At 48.6% G+C, this 17,037-nt stretch carries 18 protein-coding genes; 10 read left to right on the top strand and 8 right to left on the bottom strand.

Features of this window, described 5'->3' with window-relative positions:
• Positions 1-20: 20 nt before the first annotated feature.
• A complete protein-coding gene (locus G5S52_RS04005) occupies positions 21-650 on the bottom strand; it encodes a response regulator (RefSeq protein WP_165011885.1) in 630 nt (209 codons plus the stop codon).
• Between the two features lie 17 nt (positions 651-667).
• Positions 668-2,371, bottom strand: a complete 1,704-nt coding sequence (narQ, locus tag G5S52_RS04000) for a nitrate/nitrite two-component system sensor histidine kinase NarQ (protein WP_165011884.1) — start codon at positions 2,369-2,371, stop codon at positions 668-670.
• 186 nt (positions 2,372-2,557) lie between these two features.
• On the opposite strand from narQ, the gene napF reads away from it, so the two are divergent.
• From napF to napC, 5 genes are all read left to right on the top strand, one after another.
• Positions 2,558-3,043 carry a ferredoxin-type protein NapF gene (napF, locus tag G5S52_RS03995; RefSeq protein ID WP_165011883.1) on the top strand — a complete coding sequence of 162 codons (486 nt, stop codon included), beginning with the start codon at positions 2,558-2,560 and terminating at the stop codon, positions 3,041-3,043.
• On the top strand, positions 3,036-3,311 hold the full coding sequence (locus G5S52_RS03990) for a chaperone NapD (protein WP_165011882.1): 276 nt from the start codon (positions 3,036-3,038) through the stop codon (positions 3,309-3,311). Before napF ends, G5S52_RS03990 begins: the two co-directional genes overlap by 8 nt.
• Positions 3,308-5,794 carry a nitrate reductase catalytic subunit NapA gene (napA, locus tag G5S52_RS03985; RefSeq protein ID WP_165011881.1) on the top strand — a complete coding sequence of 829 codons (2,487 nt, stop codon included), beginning with the start codon at positions 3,308-3,310 and terminating at the stop codon, positions 5,792-5,794. Before G5S52_RS03990 ends, napA begins: the two co-directional genes overlap by 4 nt.
• 72 nt (positions 5,795-5,866) lie before the next feature.
• Positions 5,867-6,301 (top strand): nitrate reductase cytochrome c-type subunit, encoded by a 435-nt coding sequence (locus G5S52_RS03980; RefSeq protein WP_002540250.1) that lies wholly within the window; start codon positions 5,867-5,869, stop codon positions 6,299-6,301.
• A 9-nt stretch (positions 6,302-6,310) separates the two neighbouring features.
• Positions 6,311-6,907 carry a cytochrome c-type protein NapC gene (gene napC / locus G5S52_RS03975; RefSeq protein WP_165012115.1) on the top strand — a complete coding sequence of 199 codons (597 nt, stop codon included), beginning with the start codon at positions 6,311-6,313 and terminating at the stop codon, positions 6,905-6,907.
• Between the two features lie 42 nt (positions 6,908-6,949).
• Here napC and G5S52_RS03970 read toward each other — a convergent pair whose 3' ends face one another.
• Positions 6,950-7,273 (bottom strand): HI1450 family dsDNA-mimic protein, encoded by a 324-nt coding sequence (locus G5S52_RS03970; RefSeq protein ID WP_165011880.1) that lies wholly within the window; start codon positions 7,271-7,273, stop codon positions 6,950-6,952.
• Between the two features lie 187 nt (positions 7,274-7,460).
• On the opposite strand from G5S52_RS03970, the gene G5S52_RS03965 reads away from it, so the two are divergent.
• Positions 7,461-8,252, top strand: a complete 792-nt coding sequence (locus G5S52_RS03965; RefSeq protein ID WP_165011879.1) for a hypothetical protein — start codon at positions 7,461-7,463, stop codon at positions 8,250-8,252.
• Positions 8,253-8,589: 337 nt separating this feature from the next.
• The gene (locus G5S52_RS03960; RefSeq protein WP_165012114.1) at positions 8,590-9,906 is read left to right on the top strand and encodes a YjiH family protein; all 1,317 of its coding nucleotides are present in this window, start codon (positions 8,590-8,592) and stop codon (positions 9,904-9,906) included.
• 59 nt (positions 9,907-9,965) lie between these two features.
• On the opposite strand, the gene G5S52_RS03955 is transcribed toward G5S52_RS03960, so the two are convergent.
• Both G5S52_RS03955 and G5S52_RS03950 read right to left on the bottom strand, forming a co-directional pair.
• Complete coding sequence (locus G5S52_RS03955) at positions 9,966-10,196, bottom strand: hypothetical protein (protein ID WP_165011878.1); 231 nt, start codon at positions 10,194-10,196, stop codon at positions 9,966-9,968.
• 198 nt (positions 10,197-10,394) lie between these two features.
• Entirely contained in the window at positions 10,395-10,754 is a 360-nt protein-coding gene (locus G5S52_RS03950; RefSeq protein WP_165011877.1) for a hypothetical protein, read from the bottom strand.
• Between the two features lie 196 nt (positions 10,755-10,950).
• Here G5S52_RS03950 and G5S52_RS03945 point away from each other — a divergent pair, with 196 nt between their 5' ends.
• On the top strand, positions 10,951-11,544 hold the full coding sequence (locus G5S52_RS03945) for a PGAP1-like alpha/beta domain-containing protein (RefSeq protein ID WP_165011876.1): 594 nt from the start codon (positions 10,951-10,953) through the stop codon (positions 11,542-11,544).
• Between the two features lie 210 nt (positions 11,545-11,754).
• Here the strand turns inward: G5S52_RS03945 and G5S52_RS03940 are convergent, their stop codons facing one another.
• Positions 11,755-13,038: a DASH family cryptochrome gene (locus tag G5S52_RS03940; protein ID WP_165011875.1), complete on the bottom strand. Its 1,284-nt coding sequence runs from the start codon at positions 13,036-13,038 to the stop codon at positions 11,755-11,757.
• A 454-nt stretch (positions 13,039-13,492) separates the two neighbouring features.
• On the opposite strand from G5S52_RS03940, the gene G5S52_RS03935 reads away from it, so the two are divergent.
• Positions 13,493-13,834 (top strand): hypothetical protein, encoded by a 342-nt coding sequence (locus G5S52_RS03935; RefSeq protein ID WP_205743765.1) that lies wholly within the window; start codon positions 13,493-13,495, stop codon positions 13,832-13,834.
• An 86-nt stretch (positions 13,835-13,920) separates the two neighbouring features.
• On the opposite strand, the gene G5S52_RS03930 is transcribed toward G5S52_RS03935, so the two are convergent.
• The gene (locus tag G5S52_RS03930) at positions 13,921-14,559 is read right to left on the bottom strand and encodes an OmpA family protein (RefSeq protein WP_165011874.1); all 639 of its coding nucleotides are present in this window, start codon (positions 14,557-14,559) and stop codon (positions 13,921-13,923) included.
• Complete coding sequence (locus G5S52_RS03925; RefSeq protein ID WP_205743764.1) at positions 14,556-15,962, bottom strand: TolC family outer membrane protein; 1,407 nt, start codon at positions 15,960-15,962, stop codon at positions 14,556-14,558. Before G5S52_RS03925 ends, G5S52_RS03930 begins: the two co-directional genes overlap by 4 nt.
• Positions 15,963-16,420: 458 nt before the next feature.
• On the opposite strand from G5S52_RS03925, the gene G5S52_RS03920 reads away from it, so the two are divergent.
• On the top strand, positions 16,421-17,035 hold the full coding sequence (locus tag G5S52_RS03920) for a retention module-containing protein (protein WP_165011873.1): 615 nt from the start codon (positions 16,421-16,423) through the stop codon (positions 17,033-17,035).
• Positions 17,036-17,037: the final 2 nt, after the last annotated feature.

Here is a 17,037-nt window from a genome sequence, read left to right as displayed (position 1 = left end):
CTTGTTTGTTAAGTCTTCAATCAAGCGCCCGGCTCGTTTTCCAAATAGAGTACGGTGGCAGCAACGCGCGATTCTACCCCCAGTTTTTTTAAGAGGTTCTTCAGGTGGACTTTCACGGTTGCTTCAGAGATATATAGCGCTTCAGCAATTTGCTTGTTTCTGAGCCCCTTGGCAACTTGATGGAGAATTTGGCGTTCACGTTCTGTCAGCACGCTAAGCGGCGAAGTTTGGTCACGGTTCTGTTCCAGAAAATGGCGGACCTGCTCGCTATAAGCTTTTTCTCCTGTCATGGCGAACTTCAGTTGGTCCACTAGCTCTTCCGGCTCACCGTCTTTAAGCAAATAACCATCAGCACCCGCTTGTACAATGGCGTGAATGTCGCTTGGACTGTCTGATACTGTCAGAATAACAATGATGGACGTGCAGCCATCATTTCTCAGTGCTTTGAGCGTGTCGAGACCAGAAAGGCCTTTCATGTTGAGGTCCAGAATAATCAGGTCTGGTTCGTTGCGTAGCACTTCAGCAATAGCATCAGCACCATTGCTGGCTTCTGCAATGGAAGAAAACTCAGGCTCAAACTTCAGTAACTGCGAAAGACCTTTTCTCATCAGCGGGTGGTCATCGACCAGCAAGACACTCCATGTTTCCATGTGAAAGTTACTCCGGGTTAGTTAAGGTCAAAGGTTAGTGTTACCTGACAGCCTTTCGAGGGCGCTGTGGTGATTTTCAGCTCGCCACCCAGCATGACAGAGCGTTCCAGCATGATGTTCAGCCCATAGTGGTCTGGCTTTTCTTCGCGTAGCGAGAAGCCAACGCCATCATCGACGATTTCCACATAAGCCTGATGATTATACTGGAAACAGCGAACCCTGATGTTAGTTGCCTGTGCGTGTTTGATGGCATTGGCACAGGCTTCACGGATGATTTGCAGAATGTGCATCTGGCGCTGTGCATCCATAGAAAGGGTATCCATTTCAGCAGAAACAGACAGCTTTGCATCGGTCTGCGATTGTAAGGCATCAATCATTTCGCGAAGGGCAAGGCCAAAATCAGCATGAGTCAAAGACAGTCTGAATGCGTTTAGCAGTTCCCGCAGCTGATCGTAAGCAATGCGCAATTGTTCGCTGATATCGTCAGCAATCTCTTTGCAGTCAGGCGCATCAATAACTTTTAGATGGCGTTTTAACAAACTCGTTTGGATCTTCAGGTAAGAGAGCGATTGAGCGATTGAATCATGTAGCTCACGCGCCAATGTTGCCCGCTCTTCCATCACTGCGAGGTGCATGGCCTGTTTCTGCGCATGATTATAGTAAACCCCACGGGCAAAAATAGCGGCCAGATTAGAGAGAAGCGCATGGTCAACGATGTCTATGTTCCCTTGCCATTTGAGGGTTCCAAGCGTTTCTCCATCAAGCTCTAATGGGAGGGAACGCCATTCTTCTTCTGATGGCTCACCTGCAGAAATTTCCCAGTCAGTCTGGTTTTCGTTATGGGCCTGTAATGCCAACGCGTTTACACCGTCTGCTTTCAATGTGATGGCTAAGATTTTCTCGAAGCTCTCCCGCGTAAGGAAGGTAGAAGAGAGTTGGGTTGAACAATCATAAAGCACATTGAGTGACTGGTTGGCCTTGGTGAGCTTTTGGGTTTTACTCTCAATTTTCTGCTCTAGGTTGTTGTAGAGGCCTTTTAGTTCATTGGCCATCAAGGCGAAGCTGTTGGAAAGCACACCCAATTCATTGTTCATAACAGGCGGTAACTCTGCATCAAATTCGCGGTTTTGAATCTTCTGGCTGGCTTTCACCAGCATGTTGAGAGGATTCACGATGTGGCGTTGAGTGTAGTGAATCAGAAACAGCACCAACGCCAAGATCAGCCCAAGACCGACACTTCCCACCATGGCGAGCACCTGTAGTTTGTTTTCAGAATGCTGCTGAAGGGCATACACAAAACGGTCGATATCATTTACGAATAAACCGACTTGCTCAACGTAAAAACCTCGATCTTGGCTCTCCAACTCCGGGCGCAACAAGACCCAGCGAGAGATGAGCGAGTTATAACGGTCCCGTATTTCCATGGGAACGGCGAAGTTATCCAGAATAACGAGTTCAGGCGAAAGCAGTGACGCTTCAAAGCTTGCGATATGCTCAGGCAGACGAGGAGAGTCGAGTACGATGTCGTAAGCAATTCTGTAGCTTTGCATCCGCAATGAGCCAGAGGTATTGATCGCCGCAGCGTCATTCAGGCTGGAAGCAAAGGTAAAGATTGCAAAACCCGTGATAATCACCGCGAGAAAGAGTATGCCAATAAGAGAACGGGCGACGATGGTGGTAACGGATTGTTTTACAGCTATATCTTTCTTTTGAGCACTCATCTTAAGATTCAAGCTTACGGTTTTGATTTCATAATGTGAGCCAAATCAATTCGATAAATTGATCTAGCGCAATACCACCCCCTATATACCCCCTAAGAGGTATATATACACCTCTCAATTCTTCATAACGTGGCCTTAATTAAGAAGTAGCTCATGAAATGTGAGCTTTAAGGATTAAGGTCCAAGATGGTCGATACTCGTCGCCGATTCTTTCTGAGAAGCGCAGCCAAAGCCAAGGTTCAGCCTTTGCCATGGATTGCTGACCGCGACAATTTCACTGATCAATGTACCCGCTGTGGTGAATGTCACCTCGTGTGTGAGGAGCAAGTGATCGTGAATGGCGACGGCGGTTTCCCCTCTATCGATTTCTCCAAAGGCGAATGCACCTTCTGCTATGCCTGCGCTGAACAGTGTCCGGAGAAACTTTTCGCCCCAGAAACCGAAAAGCCCTGGGAACAGGTCATTACCATCAAGGATACCTGCCTCACTTTCAAAGGGGTGGAATGCCGCAGTTGCAGCGATGTGTGCGATACGCGCGCCATCCGATTCCAACTGACACAAGGGCAAGTCGCCCAGCCAAATATCAACCTTCACGACTGTACCGGCTGTGGTGCTTGCATCTCGCCTTGTCCTGTCAATGCCATCGCCATGGAGAACACTGGCAATGAATGAATATCACGTAAGCAGTCTGGTGGTTCATGCCGCTGCTGATCAAATAGAAAGCGTTACCTCAGAGATTGAAAAGATCCCCGGCGCGGAAGTGCCAGCTTCCAGTGAAGTTGGAAAGCTGGTCGTGGTGATTGAAGGCGAAAGCCGTGGCGGTTTACTGGATAAATTTGAACAGATTAAAGCGTTGCCTGGCGTACTGGCAGCGACACTGGTTTTTCATCAGGTCGAGGAAGAAGAGCCTGAGGATGCATTGGAAGGAGTGGGACGATGAACCTGACACGACGTAAATTTTTAAAAGCAAATGCCGCTGCTGCGGCTGCAAGCGCAGCAGGCGTGACCTTGCCCGTTTCAATCGCGCAAGCGGCGGGATCTGATGAGCAGGTAAAATGGGATAAAGCGCCATGCCGATTTTGCGGCACTGGCTGTGGCGTATTAGTAGGCACTCAGAATGGGCGCGTTGTTGCGTCTCAAGGTGATCCGGAAGCCCCGGTTAACCGAGGCTTGAGCTGCGTGAAGGGATACTTTCTGCCAAAAATTATGTACGGAAGCGACCGTCTGACCCAGCCTTTGCTGCGTAAGAAAGACGGTGTTTACGACAAAGAAGGTGAATTCACGCCAGTGAGCTGGGATGAAGCGCTGGATATCATGGCAGACAAGTTCAAAACGGCCATTCAGCAAAACGGCCCAACCACTGTTGGCATGTTTGGCTCAGGCCAATGGACTGTATGGGAAGGTTATGCCGCAGCCAAGCTGATGAAAGCAGGTTTCCTTTCTAACAACATTGACCCGAATGCACGTCACTGTATGGCATCCGCGGTAGTGGGCTTTATGCGTACCTTTGGTATGGATGAGCCAATGGGTTGTTATGACGACCTGGAACAAGCGGATGCGTTTGTACTTTGGGGCTCTAACATGGCAGAGATGCACCCGATTTTGTGGACGCGTCTGGCAGATCGCCGTTTGTCAGCAGATCACGTTAAAGTCGCTGTGCTTTCTACCTATGAACACCGCAGTTTTGAGCTGGCTGACAATGGCATTATCTTCACGCCGCAGACAGACCTTGCGATCCTGAACTTTATCGCCAACTACATTATTCAAAACGATAAAGTCGATAAATCTTTCATCGAAAAACACGTGAACTTCCGCAAAGGCGCGACCGATATCGGTTATGGTCTGCGTCCTACTCATCCACTTGAAAAATCTGCAGAGAACGCGGGTAGTGGTGCATCGGAAGCGATCGACTTTGACACCTTCGCTAAATTTGTTGCTGATTACGACGTGAAGTCGGTTTCTGAGTTGTCTGGTGTACCCGAAGATCAACTGATTGCACTGGCAGAGCTATACGCCAATCCGGAAACCAAAGTAGTTTCTTATTGGACCATGGGCTTCAACCAACACACTCGTGGTGTATGGGCAAACAACCTTTGCTACAACATTCACCTGCTGACCGGAAAAATCTCTAAGCCGGGTTGTGGTCCGTTCTCCCTGACCGGTCAACCTTCGGCCTGTGGTACAGCGCGTGAAGTGGGTACCTTTGCTCACCGTCTTCCTGCGGACATGGTAGTAGCTAACCCTAAACACCGCGCCATGGCGGAAAAAATCTGGAAACTGCCTGAAGGAACGATACCATCGAAGCCGGGCTATCACGCTGTTCTGCAAGACCGCATGCTCAAAGACGGCAAGCTGAATGTCTATTGGGTGATGTGTAACAACAACATGCAGGCAGGTCCGAACATTAACGAAGAGCGTCTGCCAGGCTATCGTGACCCCCGAAACTTCATCATTACGTCTGACCCGTATCCAACGGTAACAGCGATGGCATCTGACCTTATTCTGCCAACGGCAATGTGGGTAGAGAAAGAGGGCGCCTATGGTAACGCCGAGCGCCGTACCCAGTTCTGGTACCAGCAAATCAAGGCGCCGGGTGAGGCTAAGTCTGACCTTTGGCAAATTGTTGAGCTGTCTAAACGTATCAAAGTGGGTGAAGTATGGCCTGCGGACCTGGTTGCGAAAATGCCAGAGTACAAAGACAAAACCCTGTTCGACATTCTGTTCGCCAATGGGCAAGTCAACGAGTACAAGCTTGATGAAATCCCGGCTGACCGCCTGAACGACGACGCGCGAGACGCTGGCTTCTACATCCAAAAAGGTCTGTTTGAAGAGTATGCGGCGTTTGGCCGTGGTAAAGCGCATGACCTTGCACCTTTCGAAACCTACCACCAGGCTCGTGGCCTGCGCTGGCCTGTGGTAGATGGCAAAGAAACCCTGTGGCGCTACGCAGAAGGTCACGATCCGTATGTGAATGCCGGAGAAGGTTTTGCGTTTTACGGCAAACCTGACAAGAAAGCAGTCATCTTCGCACTGCCTTTCGAACCTGCTGCAGAAGAGCCGGATGAAGAATACGACCTGTGGCTGTCAACGGGACGTGTGTTGGAACACTGGCACACAGGCACCATGACCCGCCGCGTCCCTGAGCTCTATAAAGCCTATCCGGATGCCGTGGTTTACATGCACCCGTTGGATGCAAAACGCCGTGGTTTGCGTCGTGGCGATGCGGTGAAAGTGATTTCCCGTCGTGGCGAGGTGGCGACGCATGTGGAAACACGCGGGCGTAACCGTGTGCCGGAAGGGCTGGTATTCATGCCGTTCTTCGACGCCGGACAGCTCGTTAACAAGCTGACATTGGATGCAACTGACCCGCTTTCTAAAGAAACCGACTTCAAGAAAGCGGCTGTGAAGATTGTAAAGGCGTAACGACTTATCCGGGCAGTGCTGTGGGAACGCCCCGCAGCACACTGAAAGAATTTGATTCGAAAGGATCCGACAATGAAAAAGAAAATCTCCATTTCCCTGATTGTTGCGGCATTACTCAGTTCTGTCGCCATCGCTGAAGTCACATCACTGCGTGGCGATCAGGAGATAGGCGCCAACAATGAAGTGCCAAAAATCAAAGCGGTACCTAAACATCAGGAACGCTTTGCGCTCAACTATGTTAACCAGCCGCCGATGGTTCCCCATTCGGTCGATGGTTATCAGGTCAATCAATCCAACAACGCGTGCCTGCAGTGCCATGACGTGGATGTTTACCGTAAAACGGGCGCGCCACGTGTTAGTCCGACCCACTTTATGGATCGTGACAACAAGGTGCTGACGGAGGTGTCACCACGCCGTTATTTTTGTCTTCAGTGCCATGTTCCACAAGTGCAGGCTGAAGCGCTGGTTGAGAACGAGTTTGTTCCAGCCGGTAAGTTTGGACAGTAGGAGGTGATGATGAAACTACCGGGATTCATCACCAAATTCTGGACCTGGTTCAGAACACCGAGCGGCTTGGCTATCGGTACGGTGCTGACACTGGGCTTCATTGCGGGGATCATTTTCTGGGGTGGTTTTAACACCGGAATGGAAATGACGAACCGCGAGGAGTTTTGTATCGGCTGTCATGAGATGCAAGACAATGTGTACCAGGAATATGTCGGTACCATTCACTACAGCAACCGAAGCGGTGTAAGGGCTACGTGTCCTGATTGCCACGTGCCTAAAGAATGGGGTCCGAAAATGGTGCGAAAAATCCAAGCGAGTAAGGAGCTTTATGCAAAAGCGTTTGGTATTGTTGATACACCTCAAAAATTTGAAGATCATCGACTGGAAATGGCAACCCGAGAGTGGAACCGAATGAAGGCAAACGACTCTCAAGAATGTAGAAACTGCCACAATTTCGAGTTTATGGATTTCAGCGCCCAGAAATCAGTGGCGGCGAGTGTGCACGACAAGGCGGAAGAAGCAGGGCAGACTTGCATTGACTGTCACAAGGGCATTGCGCACAAGCTGCCAAGGAACCACGACGCGTCAAAAGATTTTCAGTTTTAACTTGCCAACGGGCCAGCGGTCGTTTTTGCTGGCCCCCATTTTTTATTCTGCTGCACGCTTCCACAGCATATGACAGAACTTCTGTTCCGGGTCACGGCTGATTAGCATACGAACCAACACATCGTCCAGCGTATCGCCTGAAGTTAGGCCGATGCGGATTTCAACAAACACTTCGCGGTCTACGTCAAACGCCACGTGGCCTTCCCAATCGCTTTCTGCTTCTACAGCAACGCCGGCGCCTTCTTCATCGAAGCGCTCTTGATAAGCCAGCATGTCATCGTATTCGAGATTGTCCTCTGCCATTTCGTAGAAGATTTCAAAGGCAGTGTCGAGTGTTTCGTCAATTGACAGTAAAGGCATTTCCATGGAGGTCTCTCAGGATGTCTGAATTTGTGTCATTACACCACGGTGTTAGCGATTTCCCAATCATCACAACACGAGATTGCTTAGAAAGGCAGCGATAAATCACTCGATTTCATATTGATACCAGCATCTTGAACCTCATTGGGTATAGAATATAGAAAACTAAAGCTGCCCGAACGAGGACATGCCTTTGTACAAGAACAAGCCGCGTGGTGGCCTGTTACCTGAGTTGGATAACGAAAGACCGTTTCAACCTGATTATGTTGAACCGATAGCGGCTTCTGTCCGCCAGATTCAGTCAGCGATGGGTGGCGAACTTTTTCATAGCCTTTATCTGTCTGGCGACGTTGCTAGAAGGGAAGCAGGGGAGACTGCCGACCTCACCTTGCTGTTGGTCTGCACACGTGCTTTAAATGTGCAGGAGTATGCAGCGCTGAATACCGTTCGTTGGCGCATTGAACAATCCAGCGATGCCCTAAAGCGTGTGCTTATTGATGTCGTACCACTGAAAGAAGTGACCAATTTAGCGAATATATTCCGCTGGGGTTTCTTCCTGAAGCATTGTTCAGTGAACTTGGCAGGAGAAAACCTCAGCAAGAGCTTCGGACATTTCGAGGTGAGCTGGGAAGTGTCCAAGGCAATGAATGATGACTTGGCACCAAGACTTAAAGACTTACGGCAGAAAATCGCGGTCGCAACCAAATGGGGGACGCAACTCGACGCCGCCCAGGAAGCCGCCGAGCGGTTAATCAGAGCCAGCTTTGGGTTGGTCGCGCATAAAGAGCAGAACTGGCAGTTTGAATTGAAGCCCGCTTCTGAGGCTTTTCTTCAACACTACCCTGATAAATCGTTAGAAATAGAGCGACTTTTCTATTTGATTGAACGTAAGCCCGTGAAAAAACGCGCTGTCGTTGCCCTGATGGACAGCTTCGGTGCATGGGTTGAAGCCGAATATGCAAAGATCGATCGTAAAATAGGATAGCTATTCACTTTTGTGACTAGGGGAAGTCCATCGTAAACCGGCTATTTAAAGCCGGTTTTTTTATGCATCCCATTAGTTGTATTTACATGTTATTAACACTTAATGCGTTAAATATATACAATATTTGAATTCAAAATAGTCAATTGAGCCAATATGGTGAAATTATTCAAAATATATGACTATTTATTGTTTACATGGAAAACGGGTTGCATTAACCTTGCGCTCAATTAGTCACTTTTAGTGAATATCTATTTCGCCAACGCATTGCTCAGGAAGTATTGCCATGCAAAAAACAGAAGAACTAAAAACATCGTCTTCATCAACACGGAATCTGTTGATGTTCTTGATCCCATCATTGCTGGGCGTACTGCTGTTTATGACGCCAATTATGATTGATGGTGGCTTTACGATCCCTATCGCTGTGCTGGCGAAGTCGCTATTGGGGCTTCTTGGTCAGAGCGCGACTATCGTGGTGACTAGCATCATCCTCATTAGTGCATTGGGTTCAGTGCTGGCGCTGGCGACAAAGCCACGCTTCATTACAGATTCAAAGTTCTTGTCAGGCCTGTTTTTGGCAACACCTGTTTGGCTGACAGTCCGTTTGTTGGGGGCAGCGTTTGTCGTCATGGCGTTTTTCGGTTTTGGTCCTGAACACGTGATTGGCGGTGCTACCGGCGGTTTCGTCCTGGGCGATCTTCTTCCGACTCTGCTTTCTGTCTTCGTTTTTGCAGGTCTGTTCCTGCCGCTGTTGACCAACTTTGGCCTTCTTGAACTGATTGGTACCTTCATGACCAAAATCATGCGTCCATTGTTTGGTTTGCCAGGCCGCTCTGCGGTGGACTGTGCCAGCTCTTGGCTGGGTGATGGTAGCGTAGCCATTCTGATGTCGAGCAAGCAATACGAGCAGGGTTACTACACCGAACGTGAAGCTGCCATTGTTGGTACAACTTTCTCGGTGGTTTCAATCAGCTTCAGCTTGGTGGTTATTGCACAGGTCGGTCTGGAGCACATGTTTGTCCCATTCTACCTGACAGTGTGTCTGGCGGGCTTCGTGGCTGCGGTTGTTGTGCCGCGTCTTCCTCCACTTTGTTGGAAAAAGAACACCCTGGTGAATGGCGAAGAGAAAACCTTTGAGCATGAATCTCTTCCAGAAGGTGAAACGCTGTTCTCCTTCGGTGTGAAAAGTGCCGTCAACCGCGCATCTCATATCCGCTCTTTGAGTGATGTACTGAAAGAGGGATTCCAGAACGCTGCTGACATGGTGTTTGGTGTTCTGCCTGTGGTGATGGCGATTGGTACTTCTGCACTGATCATCGCGGAATACACGCCAGTATTCACCATTCTGGGTATGCCATTTGTTCCTCTGCTGGAATTACTGCAAATCCCCGAAGCGGTCGCTGCATCTGAAACCATGCTGATTGGTATTGCAGACATGTTCATTCCCGCGGTTCTGGCGGCGAACATTGACAACGAAATGACCCGTTTTGTTGTAGCAACCTTGTCTGTGACCCAGCTGATTTACATGTCTGAAGTTGGAGCGCTGCTGCTGGGCAGTAAGATCCCGGTGAAGGTTTGGGAATTGGTAATGATTTTCATCCTGCGTACTTTAGTGACTCTGCCAGTCATCGCCGGTGTCGCGCACCTTATCTTCTAAAAACAAAATAAATCAGTAGGAAGGCGGTCAGTTGACCGCCTTTTTGTTTCTTTGCAATACTACTCACTGACCGCTTCTTTTGCGTCTTCGGTCATCGCTTCCGTCTCTTTTTTGGTTTCCTCTAACAACAACTTTGCTTCGGATTCGGCAGAGTCGGCTACCGCTTCCATTTGGGCTACGCGTTCCTGTGCGACTTGTTCAGCCTGTTGCCCGGCAGTTTCTGTGGCTTGAGAGCCAAACGGAGCGACAACAAACAGCATGCTGAGAAGGGCCAATTTGGATGATTTCATTGTGACGTTCTCCATGTGAGATATTTATGCAGCCAGATATACCCAAACAACCTGAATCCAGCACTTAAAGGTTGTTTGGGTATAAGAGTATGCAGCGAGAGGAATATCAGAGCGTCTCATTGTCGGCAATCCCACTCAAATTCAGGGCGAAAAAAGCGACCGCGTTGTGGGTCGCTTTTTCATCTTCAAGAAGTAGATTTAACTTACGTTTTCGCAGGCTTTTTCTTTGCCTTTACACTTCGCCTTGTTTTTCAGGTGCTCACGTTTCTTTTCGGCTTCTTTTTTCATCATTTCGCGTTTTTGCTCGGCGGCTTTCTTTTTACTTTCAACCATTTCTTCTTGAGATTGTTTCTGCGCTTCGCGCTCCATTTCAGAAATGTCTTTAGCCGACTCCCGCTCAATTTCCGCCAGATCACGCTTTGCAGCTTCTTCAAGTTTTTTTAGTTCATGAACTCGCGCTTGTTCAATTTTTGCCGCTTCTTTTGACGCATCGTCTGCGCTCGCGGTAAAAGGTAAAGCAACAAAAACTGATGAAATGAGGAGGTGTCGTAAATCCATTATGTCGGTCCTTCGAAGTGTTAATACATTGCCCATGGACGATGTTTGTCGATATAAAGTACCTATTCAAAGAGTGTACGCAGTGTCTCAGTTGAAAGACTTGTTCTGAGGTTATGATGAATCTGGTGTTCCGTTTGATGATTACCTCGCGGGTATGACGGAAAATGGCTGATTCAATGAGAATAAGAAGAACATTATGAAAATCATTCTATTACACGGACTGTACATGCATGGTGTTGCCATGTTGCCCTTGGAAAAACGCTTGGAAAGTGTAGGACACAAGGTTTTGAATTTGTCTTACAACACCGTCATGCCCGATCTGAGCGGGTTGTTCAGGGCGATGGATGACTTTATTGATGGTGATGACATCGCAATTGTTGCGCACTCCATGGGTGGTGTAATTACGCGCGCTTATCTCGAAAACGGCAGCGACATGTCTAGGTGTGTAAAAACGGTTATTACCTTGGGCACCCCACACAAAGGCTCAAAGGTCGCCGCGTTTTTTAAAGACATAGGGATCGGTGACTTTATGTTTCAGGAGTCCAGCCGCTTTCTGATGCCGGAACAAGAACCCACATGGCCGAAAGGCTCAACGCTATACAGTATTGCCGGGGATATGCGTATTGGCCCGGCAACGGTGTTGGTTCGCGATGAGGAGTCAGACGGCACCGTGCTTGTTGAAGAAACGAAAATAGACGGAATGGCAAGCCATGAAGTTTTTCCATTAACCCATTCAGCACTGATTTTTGCCAAGCGAGTGAGTGAGCGCATTTTGGAAATTCTTGAGTAAAGACCAACACTCAATAAAGGGACGGTTATCCTTTCCCTCGTAAGTGCGTAACGCCTGCCCATTTTGGTGTGAATGTAATTTGTCTGGAAGCATTTTATTCGGAGGGAATTCCGGTTCGGGCCACGGTAGGCAAGGGCATGACTTAGTCATTACTGATTTCAGTGGCAAAGAAAAAGGCGACCTAAGGCCGCCCGTCGCATTAGTTGATATTCAATACTTCAACAAGCTTTCTGACGATTTCGAATTGGCCCATTTCTCAACGAATGAGCCTTCAGGATCGTAAATTTCGGTTTGCTTCTCCAGATTGAAATGACGTTGACCACGGGGATCTGCGCCAACACCTGCCAGGTACTGCCAGTTGCCGTAATTGGTTGCGACGTCAAAGTCTATCAGCTGCTGTTCGAAGTAGGCTGCACCGAATCGCCAATCCACACCCAGCTCATTGACCAGACATGAAGCAACAATCTGACGTCCTCGATTCGACATGTACCCGGTCTGGTTCAGTTGACGCATGCAGGCATTCACAATGGGATATTCTGTGGTGCCTCGTTCCCAGGCCTTGTAGTTTTGACAATAGTAAGTGGTAAGAGGGCGTTTGTTCTTAATGCCCTCAAATGCAAACATGCTGGCGCCATGGTAATGCATCATCCATTGGAAGTATTCGCGCCACAGCAACTCAGCATACATGGACTCGGTGGAATCAGACCGTCCGTGACGATACTCGTAGTTGTCCAACTCCGCAGCGACAATACGGGGAGATATTGAACCGTTTGCCAACCATGCGGATAGACGGGACGAGAACTGCCATCCATCCAATCCATTGCGGGTTTCTTTGTAATTTTTCAGCCCCTGGGTTTTCCAGAAGAATTGGTTCAGTTGGACCATGCCGGAATCTTCACCGCCATGATACGGCGTCAGGTCGTAAACAAACTCTTGGCCACCCCAGATATCACGACGCTCATCAATGTGCTTAGGCAGTGATTCAGGTGCGCTAATAGGGATACAGGGGAGGATGTTCTGCTTTTCTACATGTTTTCTGAACTGGCTGAAAGTTTGCGGGAAGGTGGTTTTATCAAATGTGAGTTGGCTACGAAGGAAAAGTGAGAAGCTCTCGCTGACACTGACCTCGCAACCGAGAGTTCGTGATAAGTAAGCCACTTGTTGGCGTTCATATACACCGGGGTGGTCAGTCACGGCCAGAAGATCGATACCGTGCTTTTTGCAAAGATCTGGTATCACCTGGAGGGGATTACCCACTTTAACAACCAGACGTTGCTTACGCTTTTTGAGTTCACGTTCCAGTGCACGCAGAGATTGGTATAAGAACTCCTCCCTGAATCTTCCCAAGTGACGCGATTGAAAATGAGCGGGTCGAAACCATTCAGGGTCAATCACGTAAACCATGAGGGCTTGGTTACAGCGCCGGGAGAGGGCGACGAGCGCAGGGTTGTCTGCCAATCGTAAATCGTGTCTAAACCATAGAAGCCCTTTCATACCGTCTCTCCTTTGTAATTGGTCATTGCGAACAGAAGGGTGGTTTCTAGCTGTCGATTCACCTCCTAAATCATAAGTACGCAATCAAACGTCAACGGAGTGCAGACGATTAAATAGGTGAGATGGATGTCTCACAGTTAAAGCGTAGCCCAGCGTTGATAAAGTCAAGAAGCCTTGAGAATGAAATGTGTGCGAGATCAACCTGATGCTTAAAGCGGGTTCACGCCTTAATCCCGCATTACACGGTGACTTCGGGTTGAGAGGATTTAATACTCAAGATTGATACTTTTTTCGAAACACCGGATATTTATGAGTACAGTTTTACGAAGTTGATTATAAGTCTGTCAGACTTTTTAACGGTTTTCGTCCCAATGTGCTCCCCTTAGGATTAACAGATCGTTTCATATCACTATATTGGGAATGATTATCGTTGAAGTTAATACGGAACAATCCAATGAGTGTGACTGGTCAAGAGTTATCGGGCTTCGTTCGCCGGGCGTTGCTGGGCATTTCAGGTATACGGGAAGAAGTCGACAATGAGCGCATTTACTTTTTCCAGCATGGTCGACTGTTCAGCATCGTAGATGATGACGGCTTGCAGTTCATTGTTGGCGATGAGTGTATGAAAGAAGCACTACGAAGACCCGGTGCGTTGCTTGAACAACCCAGCGGCAAGCGCTGTAAAGGCGTTATTCGAGTCACGCCAGACAAGTGTACCGAGACAGATTTGGATTTCTGGTTATTATTGGCGTTACCGACCAACCAGGGAACGCTTGATCCGGTTGTCCTGCACTAAAAGCCGTTAATGAGTCAATCAGCGATAAAAGAAAAGTGATAAAAGAAAAGGGCCAAATCGGCCCTTTTTCTGTTTCTGATGTCATCTCATTCTGCGGATGATGACGTGTAGATCGTCCATTTGTTAACCACTTCGGTTTCCGATACTTTCACACTCGCTGTCACGCGGCGACTGAGTATGTCCGACTGCTCCTGAGACTGGGCAGGAACGGGATCGGATTCGCCATAACCAATGATTCGAACCCTATCCGGCCTAATGCCTTGTTTGATCAGTGCGCTTTTTACGGCATTGGCTCGACGCTCTGAAAGCGCTAGGTTGTAATCTGGGTCGCCCACCACACTCGCGTAACCGTTAAGCTCAACCACGATGTAAGTGAAAGACTTCATGAAGCGGGCGAGGTCATTCACTTCGGTGATAAAGCTTGCTGGGATCTTTGCTGAATCGTTAGCAAACAGAATATGCAGGTCATCACGGGCACTGATTTCCAGCTCTTCGGAACAACCATCATTGTTAATGACTGCACCAAGAGGGGTGCCTTCACAGGCATCCCGGGCGTTAATCACGCCATCACTGTCATCATCCAACAAATCAGCATGTTGTTTGGCAACAGGGGCTTGTGAAGCGCTGGTGGAACAACCCGCCAGCACCAGAGCCGCGATGATCAGAAATACACTGCTGAGAGCTTGCCGAGACATGCCAGCGTATCGCTGAAAAGCGTTCATCATTCGGTGTCTCCTTGTTTATCTTTGCCGTCCTTGCCGTAGACCGAAGCTTGCCACTCTTCTGGCGTATCAACGCGCAGTTCATCGAGCAGCAGGCCAGTGGCATTCAAAACCCGGTACTTTGAATAAATACCGGCGTAATGAGAATCAATGTATGAGCGGCGCGCATCAAACAACTCGTTTTCTGTGTTGAGCAGATCGAGCAATGTACGACGGCCAATCAAATATTGCTTTTCGTATGCTTCAAGCGTCTTAGAGGCTGAATCAACGTGTTGTTGCAGGAACTGTGTTTGTTTCTCTGCCAACTCTTTCGCTGTCCATGCCAGACGCGTACTTTCATCCAACAGACGATGTGCGTTATGGCGAATGTTCTTCGCTTTATTTATTTGGTATGCGGCGCTGCGTGCTTCCGCCGCGTCGGTGCCACCGTTATACAGGTTGTAGCGCATGCGCAGCATGGCCTGAAACTCGTCGGTATCACCTGGCTGACCATCTAACTCTTCACCCCATTCCTGAGAGGCTTCAATGGTAAACGTTGGGAGAAAGTCGCCTTTAGCCTGTTTGTACTGACGGTGTGCGGCCTCTACATCGTTCGTTGCAACCTGAATAACGGGGTTGTTTTCTTTGGCGATGGTGAGTGCTTCAACCAGTGTTGGTGGGATAAAAAGCGCATCAACTTCCGGCAAGACCAAATCGAGAGGAGATGCGCCTACAATGCGTTCAAACTCGATAACAGCGTCATCGAGATTGCTCATTGCAGACAGCAAATTGGTTTGTGCCTGTGCCAGACGACCTTGCGCCTGAGAAAGATCTGCGGTGGAACTGATGCCCGAATCCGCTCGCTTTTTGATATCACCAAAGATACGCTCATGGGTTTCCAGATTCTTTTGGGAAAGATCCATGATCGCCTGAGAGCGCAAGACCTCGATATAGACTTCTGTCACGCTGAGCGCGGTGTCTTGAGCATCTGCTAACAGTTGAAAGCGCTGTGCTTCAGCTTCTGCTTTGGTGCGTTTGATGTCGTTATAAGTAATAGAGCCGTCCCAAATTAACTGTCGAAGGCTCAACCGTACGTCCTTGGGATGATAAGTCCCATCGTTATTGTCACTGTCGTATTCGGAATAACCAATACCGGCGTCTAGATCCACGGAAGGCAGGTAACCACCTTGTGATGCATCGATGTCCGCTTCACGACTTTTAAACTCGTTATAGGCTTCTCTGATTGTCGGATTTTGTGAAAGTGTCGTTGCAACGGCTTGCTCCAACGATTGTGCCTGCACGGTTGCTGCTAAACCGGTGCTACAAAGTGCAAATGCGATAACACTTAATGTTGGTTTCCAAGCTGTAGGGAAACGAGATGTTCTTGCCAAAAACCGCAGTCTAGAGTGGGTGTTACGTTGCTTCATGAATGCTCCCTCAAAGCGAAATTAGACCCTGCGTAAAATTTGAAAAGTCAAAACGTCAAAATGTGGAAAGAAAACTGGAACCAACTGCCATTTTTTCACCTGTTATTCTTCTCCTGAAACTGCTTGGATGCATTGATATATGGACAGGTGTGTGACCACAAATTGCGATAAATCACATGTTTGACTTAGCAACGTAAAAAGTAGGGCATGTTCGAAAGTATTTGACCCCCCAAAACGGGCTTTATCGCTTTTCTATCGGAAATGAGACAGGTCAAAGCAAACTTCTAAAGGCCAAACTGTCTGGGAGGCATTAATTTTTTACCAATTTGATCGATTAGTACTTCGCACCAAATCCGATAGGCAAACAATTTCGAAAACCCGTCTCACTGCAATTTAGTTGGTAAATCTAGACAGTGGGGCAGCTGGCTGGGTGATTCGTAAACGTTATAGGTATATCGATGAAGACAGCAAATACCGGCTCAGAGACGTCGGAAAACATAGAAAAATTATCAGCGTCAGTCACCGTAGAAGAAGGCAAGGTCTACCTTGTTCAAAACAATCTGGCAACGCCAGTCAGCGGCAGTGGAAATGTGGGTGCTGAAGGTATAGTTATCGCGTCACCCAACGCCCGTTACATTGTCATTAAAGATGGCGAACCCGTTTTGGTTACAGAGCCCTGTGCCACCTGTATCAAGCTCGATGATGAGGGCATTCAGATCATTGGGCTGGATGAAAACGTCACGCTGGCAGACAGTGAAGACGCAATCGCGCTGCTAGATGGTGATATTGCCGCCTTGCAACAAGCGATTTTGGCGGGTGCAGATCCGACGTTGGATTTCGAAGCGCCGGCAGCAGGTGGTGCAGCCGGAACCAGCTCGTCTATCGGCGACTTTGCGGTTATTCAGTACAACAATACCAGCGTGCTGGCACAGGCCGGGTTCGATACTACCTTTTCTTCCAACGCAGCCGCTCCAGCCGATGACGATCCACTTCCTATTCTTCCCCCTTCGGTGGTGAGTCTCTGTCTCTCACCATCACCGAGAGCGACTTACAGCCAGATCAGTACCCGGTAAAC

The organism is Grimontia sedimenti, assembly GCF_011045095.1.
Taxonomy (GTDB): Bacteria; Pseudomonadota; Gammaproteobacteria; order Enterobacterales; family Vibrionaceae; genus Enterovibrio; species Enterovibrio sedimenti.
Note: the sequence above shows the minus strand (reverse complement) of the source record. Positions and strands in the feature narration are given on the sequence as shown.

Coding starts and splice junctions, on each gene's coding strand:
- G5S52_RS04005 (WP_165011885.1), bottom strand. CDS start 650: ATGGAAACATGGAGTGTCTTGCTGGTCGATGACCACCCGCTGATGAGA.
- narQ (WP_165011884.1), bottom strand. CDS start 2,371: ATGAGTGCTCAAAAGAAAGATATAGCTGTAAAACAATCCGTTACCACC.
- napF (WP_165011883.1), top strand. CDS start 2,558: ATGGTCGATACTCGTCGCCGATTCTTTCTGAGAAGCGCAGCCAAAGCC.
- G5S52_RS03990 (WP_165011882.1), top strand. CDS start 3,036: ATGAATGAATATCACGTAAGCAGTCTGGTGGTTCATGCCGCTGCTGAT.
- napA (WP_165011881.1), top strand. CDS start 3,308: ATGAACCTGACACGACGTAAATTTTTAAAAGCAAATGCCGCTGCTGCG.
- G5S52_RS03980 (WP_002540250.1), top strand. CDS start 5,867: ATGAAAAAGAAAATCTCCATTTCCCTGATTGTTGCGGCATTACTCAGT.
- napC (WP_165012115.1), top strand. CDS start 6,311: ATGAAACTACCGGGATTCATCACCAAATTCTGGACCTGGTTCAGAACA.
- G5S52_RS03970 (WP_165011880.1), bottom strand. CDS start 7,273: ATGGAAATGCCTTTACTGTCAATTGACGAAACACTCGACACTGCCTTT.
- G5S52_RS03960 (WP_165012114.1), top strand. CDS start 8,590: ATGTTCTTGATCCCATCATTGCTGGGCGTACTGCTGTTTATGACGCCA.
- G5S52_RS03955 (WP_165011878.1), bottom strand. CDS start 10,196: ATGAAATCATCCAAATTGGCCCTTCTCAGCATGCTGTTTGTTGTCGCT.
- G5S52_RS03950 (WP_165011877.1), bottom strand. CDS start 10,754: ATGGATTTACGACACCTCCTCATTTCATCAGTTTTTGTTGCTTTACCT.
- G5S52_RS03945 (WP_165011876.1), top strand. CDS start 10,951: ATGAAAATCATTCTATTACACGGACTGTACATGCATGGTGTTGCCATG.
- G5S52_RS03940 (WP_165011875.1), bottom strand. CDS start 13,038: ATGAAAGGGCTTCTATGGTTTAGACACGATTTACGATTGGCAGACAAC.
- G5S52_RS03935 (WP_205743765.1), top strand. CDS start 13,493: ATGAGTGTGACTGGTCAAGAGTTATCGGGCTTCGTTCGCCGGGCGTTG.
- G5S52_RS03930 (WP_165011874.1), bottom strand. CDS start 14,559: ATGATGAACGCTTTTCAGCGATACGCTGGCATGTCTCGGCAAGCTCTC.
- G5S52_RS03925 (WP_205743764.1), bottom strand. CDS start 15,962: ATGAAGCAACGTAACACCCACTCTAGACTGCGGTTTTTGGCAAGAACA.
- G5S52_RS03920 (WP_165011873.1), top strand. CDS start 16,421: ATGAAGACAGCAAATACCGGCTCAGAGACGTCGGAAAACATAGAAAAA.